Raw genomic sequence first — 16,315 nt, 5'->3', positions numbered from 1 at the left:
ACTGATTGCTGCGGTCGATTTCGGCGGCGCGCGGGGCGATCTCGTTCTGCGAAAATGAATGCACGGTCTCGCGAATGGCGTCCGCAGTCTCGCCAAGATCGAAGTTGAACATCCGATGGGCGTTGGGAATCATGGCCGCCTCCCGGCGAATTAAACGTTGTTTCAAACAGACTTAGTACCCGGGCCTACACTTGTCACGCGGCGAAATACGCGCGCGTCCAAGATGGGTCAGCACTGCGATGCGGCCAAATGCGCGCAACTCGCCCTTGCGCTGGGACACGGCTCGGGATGTAATAGGGTAAAACATCGCCCGTTCGGCATGCTGCGCACGGGGAATCAGGGAGAGCGGCTCATGCACGGAACCATCGATCTCGCCGGAGATTCTCATCTGCGCGCCGCGCGCGACACGGCACAGTCAATGCCGCTGGCGGATTTCGATGTCGGTAATCCCGAACTGTTTCAGAACGACTCATTCTGGCCGTATTTCGACCGGCTGCGCCGGGACGATCCGGTGCACTACTGCAGGGACAGCATGTTCGGGCCGTACTGGTCGATAACCAAGTACAACGACATCATGGACGTCGAGACCAACCACGCGGTGTTCTCCTCGGCGTCGTCGCTTGGCGGCATCACCATTCGCGACGTCGCGCCGGACCTGCGCCGCGAAAGTTTCATCGCGATGGACCAGCCCCGCCATAGCGCGCAACGCAAGACAGTGGCGCCGATGTTCACGCCGACGCATCTCGACCAGCTCGCGATCAACATCCGCAAGCGCTCCGCCGAATGCCTCGATAATCTTCCGAAGAACGAAACGTTCGACTGGGTCGATCAGGTTTCGATCGAGCTCACCACGCAGATGCTCGCCGTGCTGTTCGACTTCCCCTGGGAAGACCGCCGCAAGCTGACGCGCTGGTCCGATATCGCCACCACGATCCCGCATCCCGGCGGTCTGGTCGAGACCGAGGACCAGCGGCAGGCCGAGTTGTTGGAATGCGCGACCTATTTCGCAAGACTATGGAAGGAGCGCATCAACCAGCCGCCGAAGAGCGACCTGTTGTCGATGATGGCGCATAGCGATGCTACGCGCGACATGGACCCGAAGAACTTCCTCGGCAATCTGATCCTGCTGATCGTCGGCGGCAACGACACCACCCGCAACACGCTCTCGGGCAGCGTCTATGCGTTGAACAAGAATCCGGATCAGTATCGCAAGCTGCGCGACAACCCTGACCTGATCGATAGCTTCGTCCCCGAAGTGATCCGCTGGCAGACGCCGCTGGCGCATATGCGCCGCACCGCGCTCGAAGACATCGAATTCCGCGGGCGTCAAATCAGGAAGGGCGACAAGGTCGTGATGTGGTACGTCTCGGGCAACCGCGACGAGGAGGTGATCGAGCGTCCCTACGAGTTCATCATTGACCGCGCCCGCCCCCGCACCCACCTTTCCTTTGGTTTCGGCATCCACCGTTGCGTCGGGATCAGGCTGGCAGAACTGCAACTGAAGATTATCTGGGAAGAAATCCTCAAGCGGTACGATAATATTGAAGTGATTGGCGAACCGAAGCGGGTATATTCGAGTTTCGTCAAGGGCTACGAGACCCTGCCGGTCCGCATCGCCGCCTAGCCGCGCTCACGCTCACCCGGGATGATCGAATCATGAACGTTCAAACTGCCATCAGAGCCGACAAACGAGAGCTGCTGCGCGCGGCGCGCGAGGAGGCCTACTCGACGCCGCTGAAGGACTTTCATCCCGGTGCGCCAAAACTTTTCCAGAACGACACGCTGTGGCCGTGGTTCGAGCGGCTGCGCAAGGAAGAGCCGGTACATTACTGCGAGAATGCGCCGATTGAACCCTATTGGTCGGTGACCAAGTACAACGACATCATGCATGTCGACACCAACCACGGCATCTTCTCCTCCGACTCCACGCTCGGCGGCATCTCGATTCGCGACGTTCCGCCCGGCTATGACTATCCGAGCTTCATCGCGATGGACCAACCGCGGCACTCGGCGCAGCGCAAGACGGTGTCGCCGATGTTTACGCCGACGCATCTGGATGAATTGGCCAAACTGATCCGCGAGCGCTCGCAAAAGGTGCTGGACAATCTGCCGCGCAATGAGACCTTCAACTTCGTCGAGCGCGTTTCGATCGAACTGACCACGCAGATGCTGGCGACGCTGTTCGATTTCCCCTGGGAGGAGCGGCGCAAGCTGACGCGCTGGTCCGACGTCTCGACCGCGCTGCCCAAGAGCGGCGTCGTGGAATCGCCGGAGCAGCGGCGCCGCGAGATGGACGAATGCTACGCCTATTTCTCAAAGCTCTGGAATGAGCGCGTCAATGCGCCGCCGAAGAACGACCTGCTGTCGATGATGGCGCATAGCGATGCGACGCGACACATGGACCCCGACAATCTGATGGGCAACATCATCCTGTTGATCGTCGGCGGCAACGACACCACCCGCAACACCATGAGCGGTTCGGTGCTGGCGCTGAACGAGCACCCCGACCAGTATCAGAAGCTGCGCGACAATCCAGCGCTAATCGATTCCATGGTGCCGGAAGTGATCCGCTGGCAGACGCCGCTCGCCCATATGCGGCGAACCGCGCTGGTCGATACCGAAATCGGCGGCAAGAAGATCAGGAAAGGCGACCGCGTCGTGATGTGGTACGTCTCCGGCAACCGCGACGAGGAAGGCATCGAGCGGCCTGATGAATTCATCATTGATCGCGCCCGTCCCCGCACCCATCTGTCGTTCGGCTTCGGCATTCATCGCTGCGTCGGCATGCGGCTCGCCGAGCTGCAGCTCAAGATCGTATGGGAAGAAATGCTGAGGCGTTTCGACCGCATCGAGGTGGTCGGCGAGCCGAAGCGGGTCTACTCGAGCTTCGTGCGCGGCATCGAGCAGCTCCCGGTACGCATTCCCGGGTGAGCCGCGAGCTCAACCCACCTGATCACCACAGGGCGTAAAAGAAAAAGCCGCCCAACGCGGCTTCCAATTTCGAAACCTGATGATCGTGGATCAGGCAGAGATGCCTGGGCTGTGTCTTCCGGAAAGATCTGAAAAGCAGAATACCAATCTCCCCACTTCAATATGTGGCGCGCAAGGGGCTTGCTTCAAGGCCCCAGTCATCCCGTAGAACCGCCGACCGAAGCCACAACCTACGGGGTCACGAAATGAGTGGATTTGTCGTCGACGTGCCGGTCGCGCAGGGCCGGGTTGATCGCAGCGGCGCGAACGACCGGAGCGTCGCGATGGCCGAGCATGCAGTGGTCATCCTCGGCGGAGGTCCGACGGGGCTGATGTTGGCCGGCGAGTTGGCGTTGGTTGATATCGACGTTGCCATCGTCGAGCGGCGCCCTGACCAGGAGCTCGTCGGCTCGCGCGCGGGTGGTCTGCACGCACGCGCCATCGAGGTTCTCGATCAGCGCGGAATTGCCGACCGGTTTCTCTCGCAGGGACAGGTGGCGCAGGTCGCCGGGTTCGCCTTGATCCGCTTGGACATCAGCGACTTCCCCACCCGGCACAATTACGGGCTCGCGCTATGGCAGAACCATATCGAGCGCATCCTCGCCGGCTGGGTCGACGAGCTGGCGGTGCCGATCTATCGCGGACGTGAGGTGACTGGCTTCGCGCAGGACCGCTCCGGTGTTGACGTCGCGCTCTCGGATGGCCAGTCCCTGAGGGCGAAATATCTCGTCGGGTGCGACGGCGGACGCAGTCTGGTCCGGAAAGCAGCCGGCATCGACTTCCCCGGCTGGGATCCGACGACCAGCCACCTGATCGCCGAGGTCGAGATTGCCAAGGAGCCGGAATGGGGCATCCGCCACGACGCCATCGGCATCCATGGCCTGAGCAGGCTGGAGGATGGCGGGCCGGTGCGGGTCATGGTGACCGAGCAGCACGTGGGATCCACCAGTGAACCCACCTTGCGCGATCTCAGCGAAGCGCTCATCGCCGCCTTCGGGACCGACTATGGCATCCACAGTCCGACCTCGATATCCAGGTTCACCGACATGACCCGGCAGGCGGCGTCGTACCGTCGAGGCCGGGTGCTGCTGGCCGGCGATGCCGCACACGTGCATTACCCCGCAGGCGGACAGGGCCTCAACATCGGTGTGCGACGCCGTGAATTTGGGATGGAAGCTGGCGCAGGTCATCAAGCACACGTCGCCGGAAAACCTGCTGGATACCTATCACGCCGAGCGCCACCCGGTCGCTGCCCGCGTGCTGCGCAATACGATGGCACAAGTCGCGCTGATGCGTCGCCCGGACGACCGCCTCAAAGCCTTGAAGGACACCATGTCCGAACTCCTCGGCATGGACGAGCCCCGCAAACGGTTCGCCGCGATGATGTCCGGCCTGGACGCCCACTACGATCTCGGCGAAGGACATCCGCTGCTCGGACGCCGTATGCCTGACCTCGACCTGGTCACCGCCAACGGTCCGCTGCGGGTATTCACCCTGCTGCACGATGCCCGGCCAGTGCTGCTCAACCTCGGCCACCCCGGTCGCATCGATATCACGCCGTGGGCGGATCGGGTCCAGCTCATCAGCGCTGAATATGCTGGTGCGTGGGAGCTGCCGGCAATAGGCGCGGTCGCTGCGCCGACCGCCGTGTTGATCAGGCCCGACGGATATGTCGCCTGGGTTGGAGAGCAAACTGAGCTCGGGCTCGCTGAGGCGCTAACCACTTGGTTCGGATCGCCTGCCGCAGCGTAGCTGCATAGGTTTTGCCGCGGCGTCGGTCACAAGCGAACATCGGCCCTGTGTCTACGCGACCCTCGAATGCGACATCGCCGCCGACGGCATTCGATTCCCCTTTGTGCCGAAAAGAGCTCCCTTGACAAAAAAATTTGTCAAGCTACGCTACTGCCATGATCGATATTGAAGTAATCAGCGATCCGGCTGTTGCAGTTGCGGCCCTTGACCCTATTCGAAGCGCGTTGCTGGCCGAACTCGCAGAGCCCGCGTCGGCGGCGATCCTGGCGACGCGCCTGGGACTGCCTCGTCAGAAGGTGAACTATCATTTGCGCGCGCTCGAAGCCTGCAGGTTGGTCGAGGTCGCGGACGAACGGCAGTGGGGCGGATTGACCGAGCGGCTATTGGTGTTATCGGCCAAGTCGTTCGTTGTTTCGCCAGAGGCGTTGGGCGCGGTCGCAGCCGATCCGAAGCGCAGCAAGGATCAGCTCGCGGCCAGCTATCTGATCGCACTCGGCGCCCGTATCGTTCGCGAAGTCGGCGATCTCTGGAAACGTGCGCGGAAGGCCGACAAGCAGCTTGCGACCTTGTCGATCGATGCAGAAATTCGCTTCGCCTCCCCCGCTGCCCGCGCCGCGTTCACGCGTGAGCTGACACAAGCCATCACCGAGCTGGTCAGCCGCTACCACGATGCGAACGCTTCGGGAGGCCGTAATCATCGATTGGTGATCGTGTCTCATCCCTTCCCTCAAACGTCTCACTGAAAGGACAGACCATGCCCGTGAAGAAGGAACAGTCTGGCCGTCGCAGCGTCGAAGCCAAGGTTGAGGTGCCCGGCACACCCGAAGAGGTGTGGCAGGCGATCGCGACAGGTCCCGGCATTTCGTCGTGGTTTGTGCCGACGACGTTGGACGAGAAAGTCGGCGGCGAAACCAAATCGAGCTTTGGTCCGGGAATGGATTCCGAGGCCAAGATCACCACTTGGGAGCCGGCCAAGCGTTTCGTCGCCGAAACAGAGGAAGGACCTGGCACGGTAGCCACCGAGTGGACCGTCGAAGCCAAGGACGGCGGCACCTGTGTGGTCCGGGTCGTTCATAGCTGGTTCGCCAATACGGACGATTGGGATGACCAGTTCGAGGGGCACACCTACGGCTGGATCGCATTCTTCCAGAACCTGCGGCTCTATCTGGAGCAATTCCGTGGGCAGCCGTCGACGACCGTGGCGCTGTCCGCGATGTCGAACGAGAGCGATGCTTGGAGCCGCCTGGTCGGTCCGCTCGGATTGGCCGACGCAAGCGCCGGCGCACGCTTTGCGACACCGGCTGGAGTGCCCGAGCTACGCGGCATCGTGGAAAACGTCAATCCTCCACAGTGGCCAGGACTGCAATTGCGGCTCGAACACCCCGCACCCGGCATCGCACATCTCTTTGCCATGCCGATCGGAGGGCCGATCCTGTTGACGGTCCGCCTCTACCTCTACGGAGAGGCCGGGCGCGCCGTGGCCAATCACGTCGAGGCCGATTGGCGGCGTTGGCTCGATCGTCAATTTCCGCCACAGACGTAGCGGCGGATCCCGGCACTCGTGAGCACACCCGTCAATCCGGTGTCGTTGGCTCACCGCGCGCGAGGCCTTCTCGCGCGCTGTATTCGTACCAGCCGCCGGTTAAGGATCAGGCGATCAACATCCGCAGGCTATCCTTCCATGATCGGCTGACTAGGTGTTGACAGTCAGGGCCACCGGCATGAGGTCCGCCGGTTGCTTGCGAGTCTGCAGGTACATCTGGAACCAGTTAGAGAACTCGACCATCAAATGGTCGACATGTCCCTTCACCATCGCAGCATCATGCGATGGGGCATGTCAGGTTGGAGCGGGATCGGCACGCCGGTCCAGTCCTCCAAGCGCCTCGCGCGCAAAAGCTTTGGCCCGTGAGAATGTCCAGTCACTTCCAGAATGCCAACACGCCCGTCAGGGAGAAGCAGCACCCCGAGGTGTTCGGGATGAGCTCGCAGCATTGCCGACGTATTCGCATGCATGTAGCCGGCCACGAACCACTCGATAAATTCGGCGGCGCTGCCTTCGGCGACATGAACGACAACCATCGACTTGGCGAATTTGCCGTCACGGCGCCATTCTAACTGCTCAGCGTCGCAGGCTGCGATCTCTTCGGCGAACAGGTTTGCCATCGCTTGGGCGTCCAGCTTGCGAGCCAACGTGGCTATCATGTGTCTCCCGCGCTGCACCTCCATTTGAGGAGCGCCTCGCTGCTCACTGGATTGCCTTCCTTGAAAAACGTCACTCCCTGCATCTTGCCCTCTTATTTGAAATACGAAGCATGGAGAACGGCCAATCCATCCTCCGCCCGCCCATCATGCTGCTCGCTCTCCACTAACGCAAGTTTTCCTGCGTTAATTATCGCAACTTTTTTTGAGTTTACGGGTTTTCCCGAAGACGCGCCTGCGCTAGGATCACGACACATGAAGACAGGCGCGGAAGAACAACACACGCAGCGACGCCCGGGCGGCCGCAGCGCGCGCGTCCGCGAGGCAGTCGTGGCTGCGACCGTGGCCGAACTGCAGGAACAGGGATACGACAAGCTGAACATCGCCGCCGTGGCGGCGCGCGCCGGAGTGCATGAGACGTCGATCTACCGGCGCTGGAAGACGCGCGAAGGTCTGGTGACGGAAGCAACTTTTGCGCTCTTCGCGCAGAAGATTGTCTTGCCGGATCGCGGTTCACTGATCGACGACCTGGTGAGTTTGATGGTGGCAGCGGGGCGGCATCTCAGCAGTCCGCTCGGCTATGCAGCCATGCAGTTCGCGCTCGCGACGCGAAAGGATCCAGTCTTGACCCGCGAGATGCACGAACATTGGGCGCTGCGTTTTCGGACGCTGAAGCAGGTGTTCGAGCGCGCCGCCGGACGCGGTGAATGGCCGCGCCACACCGATCCCTGGCCTCTCATGCAAGGCCTGATCGGTGCGGTGTACCTGCGCGTGTTCGTGCTGCGGGAGCCCGTCACGCCAGCGCATTTGCGCCCCTTGGTAGCGAGCCTGCTGATGCAGTCACGAAACGCTCGACTGGATGCAGTTCAAGAAGCCAATCGATAGCATCGGCAAGCAGGGTGAATCTCCTGCGACACACGCCGCCCCCTATACAATTGCGGCATGACAGAAGTAGCCAGATGAGAATGCCGCACCCGGCCGTTTTGTTCTAAGCCAAGCCTTGAGGCCCGCACATCGGCTCAGGCGAGCTTGATGTCCCAGAGGCCCGCTTCGTGGCAGGCGATCAGTTCGTCGCGGAGCAGCTCGCTCACGAGCGCAATCGCAGTCGAGCCGGGATGATCGATGGGAGACGCAAGGGTCAGTTCGCGCATCGGCGACGGTTTTGATATCGCCGCTGTTTCCAGCCGGCCGCTGGTGACTTCCTGGCGCACCGAGGACGGCGGCAGCAGCGTGTACCCCAGCCCTTCCTCGACAAGGCTGGTCAGCACGCGGAAGGAATCGGCCTCCAGCTTGACGTCGAGCTTGATTTTCTTTTTCGCCGCCGCCTGCTCGATCAGCGCCCGGAGCCCGTGCGAATGACTGGGCAGCACGAGGCGCTGTTTCAGCAGCCAGCCGATATCGACCTGCTTCTTCTGCGACAGCCCGCTGCCGCGCGGTCCGACGGCGACAATGGGATCGCGGCCGAGGCTTTGCACGGAAAGATGCAGGTCGCTCGACGGCCCGTAGATCAGCGCCAGGTCCATCTCGCCGCGGTGCAGCCATTCGGTCAGATGGCCGCTGTAACTCTCAACGATGCAGAGCGAGATGCCCGGATATTTGTCGACGGTGCGCCGGGCGAGCCGCGCCGAAATCACGTAGCTCACTGTCGGCACCAGCCCAAGCACCACCCGGCCCGAGGGCGGGCCCCCGGCGGACTGGATCTCATCGCGCACCTGGTCGATCTGCCGGACGATGCCGGCGGTGCGCGCCAGCAGCAGCCGGCCGGCGTCCGTCAGCACCATGCCGCGGCCGTTCCGCGTGAACAGCTCGGCCCGCAGTTCATGCTCGAGCAGCTTGATCTGGCGGCTCAGCGCCGGCTGCGCCACCCGCAGCGTATCGGAGGCCTTGCTGAGGCTGCCGAGTTCCGCCACGCAGCTGAAGGTCCTGAGCTGCCTGATATCCATTACTTGCCAATCTTCGAAGGCAGGTTCATACGCTATAACAATTCAGCATAGGTGCCCTGCCGTCGTTTCACAACGGCCCGCATCCTTAAAGCAATTGACATCAACCCGCATCCATCGCCAGAAAACCCAATGACCGCACAAGAACAACAAGACGAATTCCACGACATCCGCGACGCCGTCGCAAAGCTCTGCGCCCAGTTCCCCGGCGAATACTGGCGCAAGCTCGACCGCCAGATGGCGTATCCGAAGGAGTTCGTCGATGCGCTCACCGAGGCCGGGTACCTCTCGGTGCTGGTCCCCGAGGAATATGGCGGCTCCGGGCTGAAGCTGTCGGCCGCAGCCGCGATCCTGGAAGAGATCCAGCGTGCTGGCTGCAACGGCGGCGGCTGCCACGCCCAGATGTACACGATGGGCACCGTGCTGCGGCACGGCAACGACGCGCAGAAGGCGAAGTACCTGCCCGGGATCGCCAGCGGCAAATTGCGGCTGCAGGCGTTCGGCGTTACCGAGCCGACCAGCGGCACCGACACCTCCTCGCTGAAGACCGTCGCCAGGCACGACGGCGACCACTACATCGTCAACGGCCAGAAGATCTGGACCAGCCGCGCCGAGCATTCCGACCTGATGATCCTGCTCGCGCGCACCACACCGAAGGAGCAGGCCAAGAAGCGCACCGACGGGCTTTCGGTGTTCATCGTCGACATGCGCGAGGTCAAGGGCAAGGGCCTCGAAATCCGCCCGATCCGCACCATGATGAACCACGCCACGACCGAAGTGTTCTTCACGGACATGCGGGTGCCGGCGGAAAACCTGATCGGCGACGAGGGCAAGGGCTTTCGCTACATCCTCTCCGGCATGAACGCCGAGCGCATTCTCATTGCAGCCGAATGCATCGGCGACGCCAAATGGTTCATTGCAAAAGCCACCGCCTATGCCAAGGAGCGCGCCGTGTTCGGCCGTCCGATCGGCCAGAACCAAGGCATCCAGTTTCCGATTGCAAAGGCCTACGCCGCGATGCGTGCGGCGGAGCTGATGGTGAAGGAAGCCACCCGCAAATACGAGGCCGGGCTCGATTGCGGCGCGGAAGCCAACATGGCCAAGATGCTGGCGGCGGATGCGTCGTGGGAGGCGGCGAACGCCTGCGTGCAGACCCATGGCGGGTTCGGCTTTGCGGAAGAATACGACGTCGAGCGCAAGTTCCGCGAAACGCGGCTCTATCAAGTCGCGCCGATCTCGACCAATCTGATCCTGTCCTACGTCGCCGAGCACGTGCTCGGCCTGCCCCGCTCCTACTGAGAACGTCAGATGCTGCCATTGGAAGGATTGATCGTCGTCTCCGTCGAACAGGCGGTTGCAGCCCCGTTCTGCAGCTCCAGGCTTGCGGACGCCGGCGCGCATGTCGTCAAGGTCGAACGCCCCGAAGGCGATTTCGCTCGCGGTTATGACGCCGCCGCCAAGGGCCAGAGCAGCTATTTCGTCTGGCTCAACCGCGGCAAGAATTCGCAAGTGATCGACCTCGCCACCGAAGAGGGCCGCGCTGAACTCGAAGAGCTGATCGCAAGCGCCGACGTGCTGCTGCAGAACCTCAAGCCGGGCTCGATGGACAAGCTCGGCTTCTCGCTGGATCGTCTGAAGAAGGATTATCCCGCGCTGATCTGCTGCACCATCTCCGGCTATGGCGACGAAGGCCCCTACGCGGACCGCAAGGCCTATGATCTGCTGATCCAGGCCGAGAGCGGACTTGCCTCGATCACCGGCGGCCCCGAGGGCCCGTCGCGCGTCGGCATCTCCGTCGTCGATATCGCGACCGGCGCCACCGCGCATGCCGCGATCCTCGAGGCGCTGATTGCGCGGGGACGCACGGGCCGGGGTGCCGATATCCGGATATCGATGTTCGACGTGATGGCGGACTGGATGGCGGTGCCGCTGATCAATTCGGAAGCCGGCAATCCGCCGAAGCGGATGGCGCTGGCCCACCCCTCGATCGCGCCCTATGGCGTGTTCAATTCCAGGGACGGCAAGGGCATTCTGATTTCGATCCAGAGCGAGCGCGAGTGGAAGAAGCTCTGCGCCGAGGTGCTCGATCAGCCCGACCTGCCCAATGATCCGCGCTTTGCCAACATGGTCGAGCGCGTGCGCAACCGCCAGCTCACCGATAAAGTCGTCGCCGACAGTTTTGCCGCGATGATGCGCGCCGAACTCCTGAAGCGCCTCGACGACGCCGACATCGCCTTCGCCGAGGTCAACAGCATGGCCGATCTCTCGGTGCATCCGCATCTGCGCCGCATCGAGGTCGACACGCCGAACGGCAAGGTGAGTTACGCTGCCCCCGCCGCGATCTTCGTCGGCGAGGAACGGCACTATGGCGCGGTGCCCGCCATCGGCGACCATGCCGAACTTCCCAAAGCTCCCCGTGTCAGGAGCCGCCAGTCATGACAGACGCTCTCAACCTCGATCATTTGCGCCAATGGATCGGCCGCAGCACGGAAGCCTCCGACATCGTCACCGCGCAACTCGTGAAGGGCCTGCGCGCAACCCTGTTCCAGGACATCGGCGACCCGCAGCCCGGTGATGCCGCGCCGTGGACCACGCATTGGTGCCTGGCGCAGCCGGTGTTTCCGATGTCGCAGCTCGGTCCCGACGGCCACCCGACCCGCGGTGGCTTCCTGCCGCCGGTGCCGCTGCCGCGCCGGATGTGGGCCGGCGGCGAAATCGAATTCCTCCAACCGTTGCGCGTCGGCGATGAATCGACGCGCACATCGCGCATCTCAGATGTGACGACGAAGACCGGCTCGACGGGCGTGCTGTGCTTCGTTTCCGTCGAACACACCATCACGACGCCGCGCGGGGTTGCCATCCGCGAACGGCAGGACATCGTCTATCGCGACATCAAGAGCGCTGCCCCGGCTTCGCCGCCGAAAGCCGCTCCGCCGCCGGTCGCACGGCATCGCGAAACCCATGTCAGCGATCCCGTGCTGCTGTTTCGCTACTCGGCGCTGACCTTCAACGGCCACCGCATTCATTACGATCGCGACTACGTCACCAAAGTCGAGGGCTATCCGGGCCTGATCTTCCACGGCCCCTTGCAGGCAGCGCTGATCGTCGAATTCGCGGCAAAACTTCACGGCGACAGCGTCCCGAAGAAGTTGATCTATCGCGGCGTGCAGCCGCTGTTCGAAGGCAGTGAGTTCTCGATCAACGCCAATGAAACCCACGCCGGCATGGAGCTTTGGATCGCGAATGCGGAGGGACAGCCGACGATGAAGGGCACGGCGACGTGGTGATATACATTTGACCGTCATTGCGAGCGAAGCGAAGCAATCCAAGCCTCAACGCGGGGATAGATGGATTGCTTCGTCGCTTTGCTCCTCGCAATGACGGAGTAAGCTGTTAGCTCTCGGAGTCCCAATGTCGTCCCGCAAACCATCCAAACCCGCCATCGCCGCTGTCACCGTCAAGGACGCCACCTTCAGCCTGCTGCGCGCGTTCGGCATCAAGCGCGTGTTCGGCAATCCCGGCTCCACCGAACTGCCCTTCCTCAGCGACTGGCCGGACGACATCGACTACGTGCTCGGCCTGCAGGAGGCTTCCGTCGTCGGCATGGCCGATGGTTATGCGCAGGCGACCCGCAATGCCGGCTTCGTCAATTTGCATTCCGGCGCCGGCGTCGGCAATGCGCTCGGCAATATCTACACCGCCCACCGCAACCAGACCCCGCTGGTCATCACTGCAGGCCAGCAGGCGCGCTCGATCCTGCCGCTGCAGGCTTTCCTCTATGCCGAGCGCGCCTCCGAATTCCCGCGCCCCTATGTCAAATACAGCGTCGAGCCGGCCCGCGCCGAAGATGTGCCGGCCGCGATCGCGCGCGCCTATTACGTCGCGATGCAGCCGCCCTGCGGACCGACCTTCGTCTCGATCCCGATCGACGACTGGACGCGCCCCACGCAGCCGGTCGAGGCCCGCCACGTCAGCCGCGAGCTCGGCCCCGATCCCCAAGCGATGAGAGCGCTGGTCACAGCGCTCGCAGCCAGCAAGCGCCCCGCCCTCGTCGTCGGCCCGGCCGTCGACCGCGCCGGGGCCGTCGATCTGATGGTGACGGTGGCGGAGAAGGCAAAGGCCGCCGTCTGGGTTAGCCCGTTCTCGGCGCGCTGCTCGTTCCCGGAAGGCCATCCGCAGTTTGCGGGCTTCCTGCACGCCTCGCCGGGACAGCTATCGGACGCGCTGCGCGAGCATGACCTCGTGGTCGTGATCGGTGCACCGGTGTTCACCTTCCATGTCGAGGGCCATGCCCCGATCTTCGACGGCGCCACCACGATCTTCCAGATCACCGACGATCCGGATGCCGCCGCGGTCACGCCGTCAGGCGCCAGCATCATCGCGACCATGAAGCCGGCGCTTTCGATGTTGCTCGACCTCTTGCCCGAAACCGCGCGCGCGATGCCGGCGGGCCGCGTGCTGCCGCCAGCGCCAGCGGCGGCCGATCCGCTTCCGGTCGAATTCCTGCTGCATCAGCTCTCGCAAGCCATGCCCGACAATGCAGCACTGGTGGAGGAAGCGCCCTCGCACCGCCCAACGATGCAAAAGTTCATGCCGATGCGCGGCCAGGATAGTTTTTACACCATGGCGAGCGGCGGGCTCGGCTACAGCCTGCCTGCCGCCGTCGGCATCGCGCTCGGACGCCCCGGCGTCCGTACCGTCTGCCTGATCGGCGACGGCTCGGCGATGTATTCGATCCAGGCGCTGTGGACCGCGGCGCAGCGCAGGCTGCCGCTCACCGTCGTGGTCATCAACAACGCCGGCTACGGCGCGATGCGCTCGTTCAGCCAGGTCATGCAGGTGCGCAATGTGCCGGGGCTCGAGCTGCCCGGCATCGATTTCGTGAAACTCGCGGAAGGCATGGGCTGCCACGCCGTGCGGGTGACGAAATCATCCGAACTCGCGGGCGCGCTCAAGCACGGGCTCTCTTGTGACGGCGTCGGCCTGATCGAGGTGATGGTGGATTCGGCGGTGCCGCTGCTCTACGCGCAGAAGGGGTGAGGCGGCGCTGAGTTCCCTCTCCCGCTTGCGGGGGGCTCATGAGACCTCATTTCACTCAAAGGCTCGACAATTCGCCCGCGAGTTCCGTACGCGGCATTACTTGACGTTGCTCTACGTTCGCGCGAGAATTAGGTATGGGGCAACCATGGAGTGAACGCCATGAAACAGCCAAGCCTCAGAAAAGCTGCCCTCGCGATCTCCGTCTTTACATGTGCGACCATGCTCTCGTTTGATTGGAGCGAACAAAGGGGCGCTTCGCTATCTATCGAGCGCGCGCAAGCGCAGGTGGGTGATCCATTGACCCCGGAGCCGGGCGTTACCCGGCGGCAGGCGCGGCGGGCTGCGGCCGGCGCGGCTGCCGTGGGCGCCGGTGCTGCTGCAGCCGGAGCGACTGCCGCCTACTACGGCGGCGGCCCCTATGCCTACTACGGCGGCAACGGTCCCAACGCCTATTACGGCGGTGGCAGTCCCTACGGCTATTACGGCGGCCCGGGCGTATGGAGCCAGGACTACGCGGCGCGCAACGGCATAATCTGCCAGCCCGGCACAATGGTCCGCCTGGACGATGGCCGGATGCACAGGTGCCAGTAGCGACGTAATCGGGAAAGGCGGCCGGACGGCCGCCCTTCTCGCTACGCTATTTCCCGTAAGCTTCCCGCATCTTCGCCTGGATCTTCGCCATCCCTGATATCCAGCGGTCGTAGTTCTCGGTCTTTTTGCGCATGTAGCCGAGCACCTGCGGGTGCGGCAGGATCACAAAGGTTTCCTCTTCCAGCCCCTTCAGCACGTCCTGCGCTACCTGCTCCGGCGAGAGATCGCCGTCGCCCGATTGCGGGCCCTTCGGAATCGAACGCAGCATGTTGGTGTCGACGCCCTGCGGGCACAGGATCGAAACCTTGATGTTGTCGGCCTTGTGCGAGATCGCGAGATTCTCGGCAAAGCCGACTGCGGCATGCTTGGTGGTCGAATAGGCCGGGCTGCCGACCTGCGACAATAGTCCCGCCGCCGAGATCGTGTTGAGGAAATAGCCGCCGCCGCGCGCCTTCATGCGGGGGATCAAATGCCGCGCCGCATAGACATGGGCCATCACATGAACGGCCCAGCTTCGCTGCCACGGTTCGTCGGAGTTTCCGCCGGCATTGACCGATAGTGGATCGAAGCCGCCGCCGATGCCGGCATTGGAGCAGAACAACGCAATCGGGCCGAATTGATGCTCGGTCTCCTCGATGACGTGAAGGACGTCCTTCTCTTTTCCGACATCGCATTTGAAGGCCGCCCCACTGATCGGAGTGGCGACGGCTCGCGCGCCATCGGGATCGATATCGGCAACAACGACCTTGGCGGCGCCTTCACGATGAAAGGCCTCGCACATCGCCTTGCCGATGCCATTGGCGCCACCGGTGACAACCACGACTTTGCCCGTCACCTGCATGGCCGCTCTCTCCCGTTTGTTATGATCCTACGTCAGGACCACCATATCGAGAATAGCCGTATAATGGCAGGCGGCGCCGAGCAACACGAAGCCGTGCCAGATCGCGTTCTGGAAGCGCAACCGTTGCCAGGCATGGAAGATCACCCCAAGGCTATAGAGCACGCCGCCCGCCACCAAAAAGCCCAGCGCCAGCGGCGGTACCGCCTTCACCACGGCGTCGTAAAGCATGACGCCGCTCCAGCCCAAGGCGAGATAAAGGCCGACCGCTAAACGATCGTATCGCCCCGGCAGCGCCAGTTTCAGCACGACACCGGCAATCGCGATGCACCACACTCCGGTCAACAGCGCGATCGCGAGATAGCTGTCCCTGAGCTCCACGATGAACGGGGTATAGGTCGCGGCGATCAAGAGATAGATCGCCGAATGATCGAAGCGCCGCAGCACCCATTTGGCGCGCGACACCGGCCAGAGATTATAGACCGCCGACAGTGTCAGCATCGCGAGCAGGCCCGCGACGTAGACCGATACCACGGTAATCTCGAACGCACCGGCATAGACGGCGGTCAGCACGATCAGGGCGGTGGCGGCGATGAGCCCGAAACAGACGCCGACGATATGCACGACGCCGTCGGCGATCAGCTCGGCACGGTCGTAATTCCAGTGCATGGCGCCAGCCGCTGCATGGATGGATGTCGAGGCGATCTGTTTGAGTCTGAAGATGGTCATGCAGGTCCGCAGTAAGTAGCGAGGGAGCGATTAGGATATCGGTCTTCCGGGGTCAACGAACCGTTCACGCCGCCAGCCCCAAGGCCGTCGTCATGCGCTTTCGCGAATGATGCCAGTATCCCATCGCCGTGGCATTTTCGTGCAGCCGGTAACCGCCGGATATCCCGAGGGGATTCCCTCGCCAGACGATCACAGGCGCTTGATTTCGGCCCGCCAATCGCCACTTCTCCGGTAATTCCACACCAACGCCTCTCTC

The 16,315-nt window shown here is 63.0% G+C and carries 14 protein-coding genes and 2 pseudogenes; 11 read left to right on the top strand and 5 right to left on the bottom strand.

The genetic code is table 11. The annotated features are described in order from the left end of the window. Positions 1-133 (bottom strand): annotated as a pseudogene (locus CQ13_RS46140) (isovaleryl-CoA dehydrogenase); the annotation flags it as partial. A 219-nt stretch (positions 134-352) separates the two neighbouring features. On the opposite strand from CQ13_RS46140, the gene CQ13_RS35860 reads away from it, so the two are divergent. The 5 genes and pseudogenes from CQ13_RS35860 to CQ13_RS35840 all read left to right on the top strand — a co-directional run bounded on the left by CQ13_RS35860 (position 353) and on the right by CQ13_RS35840 (position 6,265). After that, a complete protein-coding gene (locus tag CQ13_RS35860; RefSeq protein WP_057847492.1) occupies positions 353-1,624 on the top strand; it encodes a cytochrome P450 in 1,272 nt (423 codons plus the stop codon). A 32-nt stretch (positions 1,625-1,656) separates the two neighbouring features. Further along, positions 1,657-2,931: a cytochrome P450 gene (locus CQ13_RS35855; RefSeq protein ID WP_057847465.1), complete on the top strand. Its 1,275-nt coding sequence runs from the start codon at positions 1,657-1,659 to the stop codon at positions 2,929-2,931. Between the two features lie 323 nt (positions 2,932-3,254). Then, positions 3,255-4,722: pseudogene (locus CQ13_RS35850) on the top strand (FAD-dependent monooxygenase). A 155-nt stretch (positions 4,723-4,877) separates the two neighbouring features. Further along, positions 4,878-5,465: a winged helix-turn-helix domain-containing protein gene (locus tag CQ13_RS35845; RefSeq protein ID WP_057847464.1), complete on the top strand. Its 588-nt coding sequence runs from the start codon at positions 4,878-4,880 to the stop codon at positions 5,463-5,465. Positions 5,466-5,476: 11 nt separating this feature from the next. Next, a complete protein-coding gene (locus tag CQ13_RS35840) occupies positions 5,477-6,265 on the top strand; it encodes an SRPBCC family protein (protein ID WP_197427550.1) in 789 nt (262 codons plus the stop codon). Positions 6,266-6,528: 263 nt separating this feature from the next. On the opposite strand, the gene CQ13_RS35835 is transcribed toward CQ13_RS35840, so the two are convergent. After that, on the bottom strand, positions 6,529-6,948 hold the full coding sequence (locus CQ13_RS35835) for a hypothetical protein (RefSeq protein WP_057847463.1): 420 nt from the start codon (positions 6,946-6,948) through the stop codon (positions 6,529-6,531). Between the two features lie 228 nt (positions 6,949-7,176). Between CQ13_RS35835 and CQ13_RS35830 the strand changes: the two genes are divergently transcribed. After that, positions 7,177-7,806 (top strand): TetR/AcrR family transcriptional regulator, encoded by a 630-nt coding sequence (locus CQ13_RS35830; RefSeq protein ID WP_057847462.1) that lies wholly within the window; start codon positions 7,177-7,179, stop codon positions 7,804-7,806. A 134-nt stretch (positions 7,807-7,940) separates the two neighbouring features. Here CQ13_RS35830 and CQ13_RS35825 read toward each other — a convergent pair whose 3' ends face one another. Beyond that, a complete protein-coding gene (locus CQ13_RS35825; protein WP_057847461.1) occupies positions 7,941-8,864 on the bottom strand; it encodes a LysR family transcriptional regulator in 924 nt (307 codons plus the stop codon). Positions 8,865-8,993: 129 nt separating this feature from the next. On the opposite strand from CQ13_RS35825, the gene CQ13_RS35820 reads away from it, so the two are divergent. The 5 genes from CQ13_RS35820 to CQ13_RS43835 all read left to right on the top strand — a co-directional run bounded on the left by CQ13_RS35820 (position 8,994) and on the right by CQ13_RS43835 (position 14,492). Next, positions 8,994-10,160, top strand: coding sequence for an acyl-CoA dehydrogenase family protein (locus CQ13_RS35820; RefSeq protein ID WP_057847460.1), 1,167 nt, complete (start codon positions 8,994-8,996; stop codon positions 10,158-10,160). Between the two features lie 9 nt (positions 10,161-10,169). Then, positions 10,170-11,300 carry a CaiB/BaiF CoA transferase family protein gene (locus tag CQ13_RS35815; protein ID WP_057847459.1) on the top strand — a complete coding sequence of 377 codons (1,131 nt, stop codon included), beginning with the start codon at positions 10,170-10,172 and terminating at the stop codon, positions 11,298-11,300. After that, positions 11,297-12,148 carry an HTD2 family dehydratase gene (locus tag CQ13_RS35810; protein WP_057847458.1) on the top strand — a complete coding sequence of 284 codons (852 nt, stop codon included), beginning with the start codon at positions 11,297-11,299 and terminating at the stop codon, positions 12,146-12,148. Before CQ13_RS35815 ends, CQ13_RS35810 begins: the two co-directional genes overlap by 4 nt. Positions 12,149-12,272: 124 nt before the next feature. Further along, positions 12,273-13,901 (top strand): benzoylformate decarboxylase, encoded by a 1,629-nt coding sequence (gene mdlC / locus CQ13_RS35805; protein WP_057847457.1) that lies wholly within the window; start codon positions 12,273-12,275, stop codon positions 13,899-13,901. A gap of 159 nt (positions 13,902-14,060) precedes the next feature. After that, entirely contained in the window at positions 14,061-14,492 is a 432-nt protein-coding gene (locus tag CQ13_RS43835; protein ID WP_197427549.1) for a hypothetical protein, read from the top strand. A 46-nt stretch (positions 14,493-14,538) separates the two neighbouring features. On the opposite strand, the gene CQ13_RS35795 is transcribed toward CQ13_RS43835, so the two are convergent. Together CQ13_RS35795 and trhA are read right to left on the bottom strand one after the other, a co-directional pair. Beyond that, positions 14,539-15,333, bottom strand: coding sequence for an SDR family oxidoreductase (locus CQ13_RS35795; RefSeq protein WP_057847456.1), 795 nt, complete (start codon positions 15,331-15,333; stop codon positions 14,539-14,541). Between the two features lie 27 nt (positions 15,334-15,360). Further along, positions 15,361-16,059 (bottom strand): PAQR family membrane homeostasis protein TrhA, encoded by a 699-nt coding sequence (gene trhA / locus CQ13_RS35790; RefSeq protein ID WP_057847455.1) that lies wholly within the window; start codon positions 16,057-16,059, stop codon positions 15,361-15,363. Positions 16,060-16,315 lie beyond the last annotated feature (256 nt).

The sequence above is a fragment of the Bradyrhizobium retamae genome (genome assembly GCF_001440415.1).
Lineage (GTDB): Bacteria > Pseudomonadota > Alphaproteobacteria > Rhizobiales > Xanthobacteraceae > Bradyrhizobium > Bradyrhizobium retamae.
This window is presented reverse-complemented; position numbering and strand designations above follow the sequence as displayed.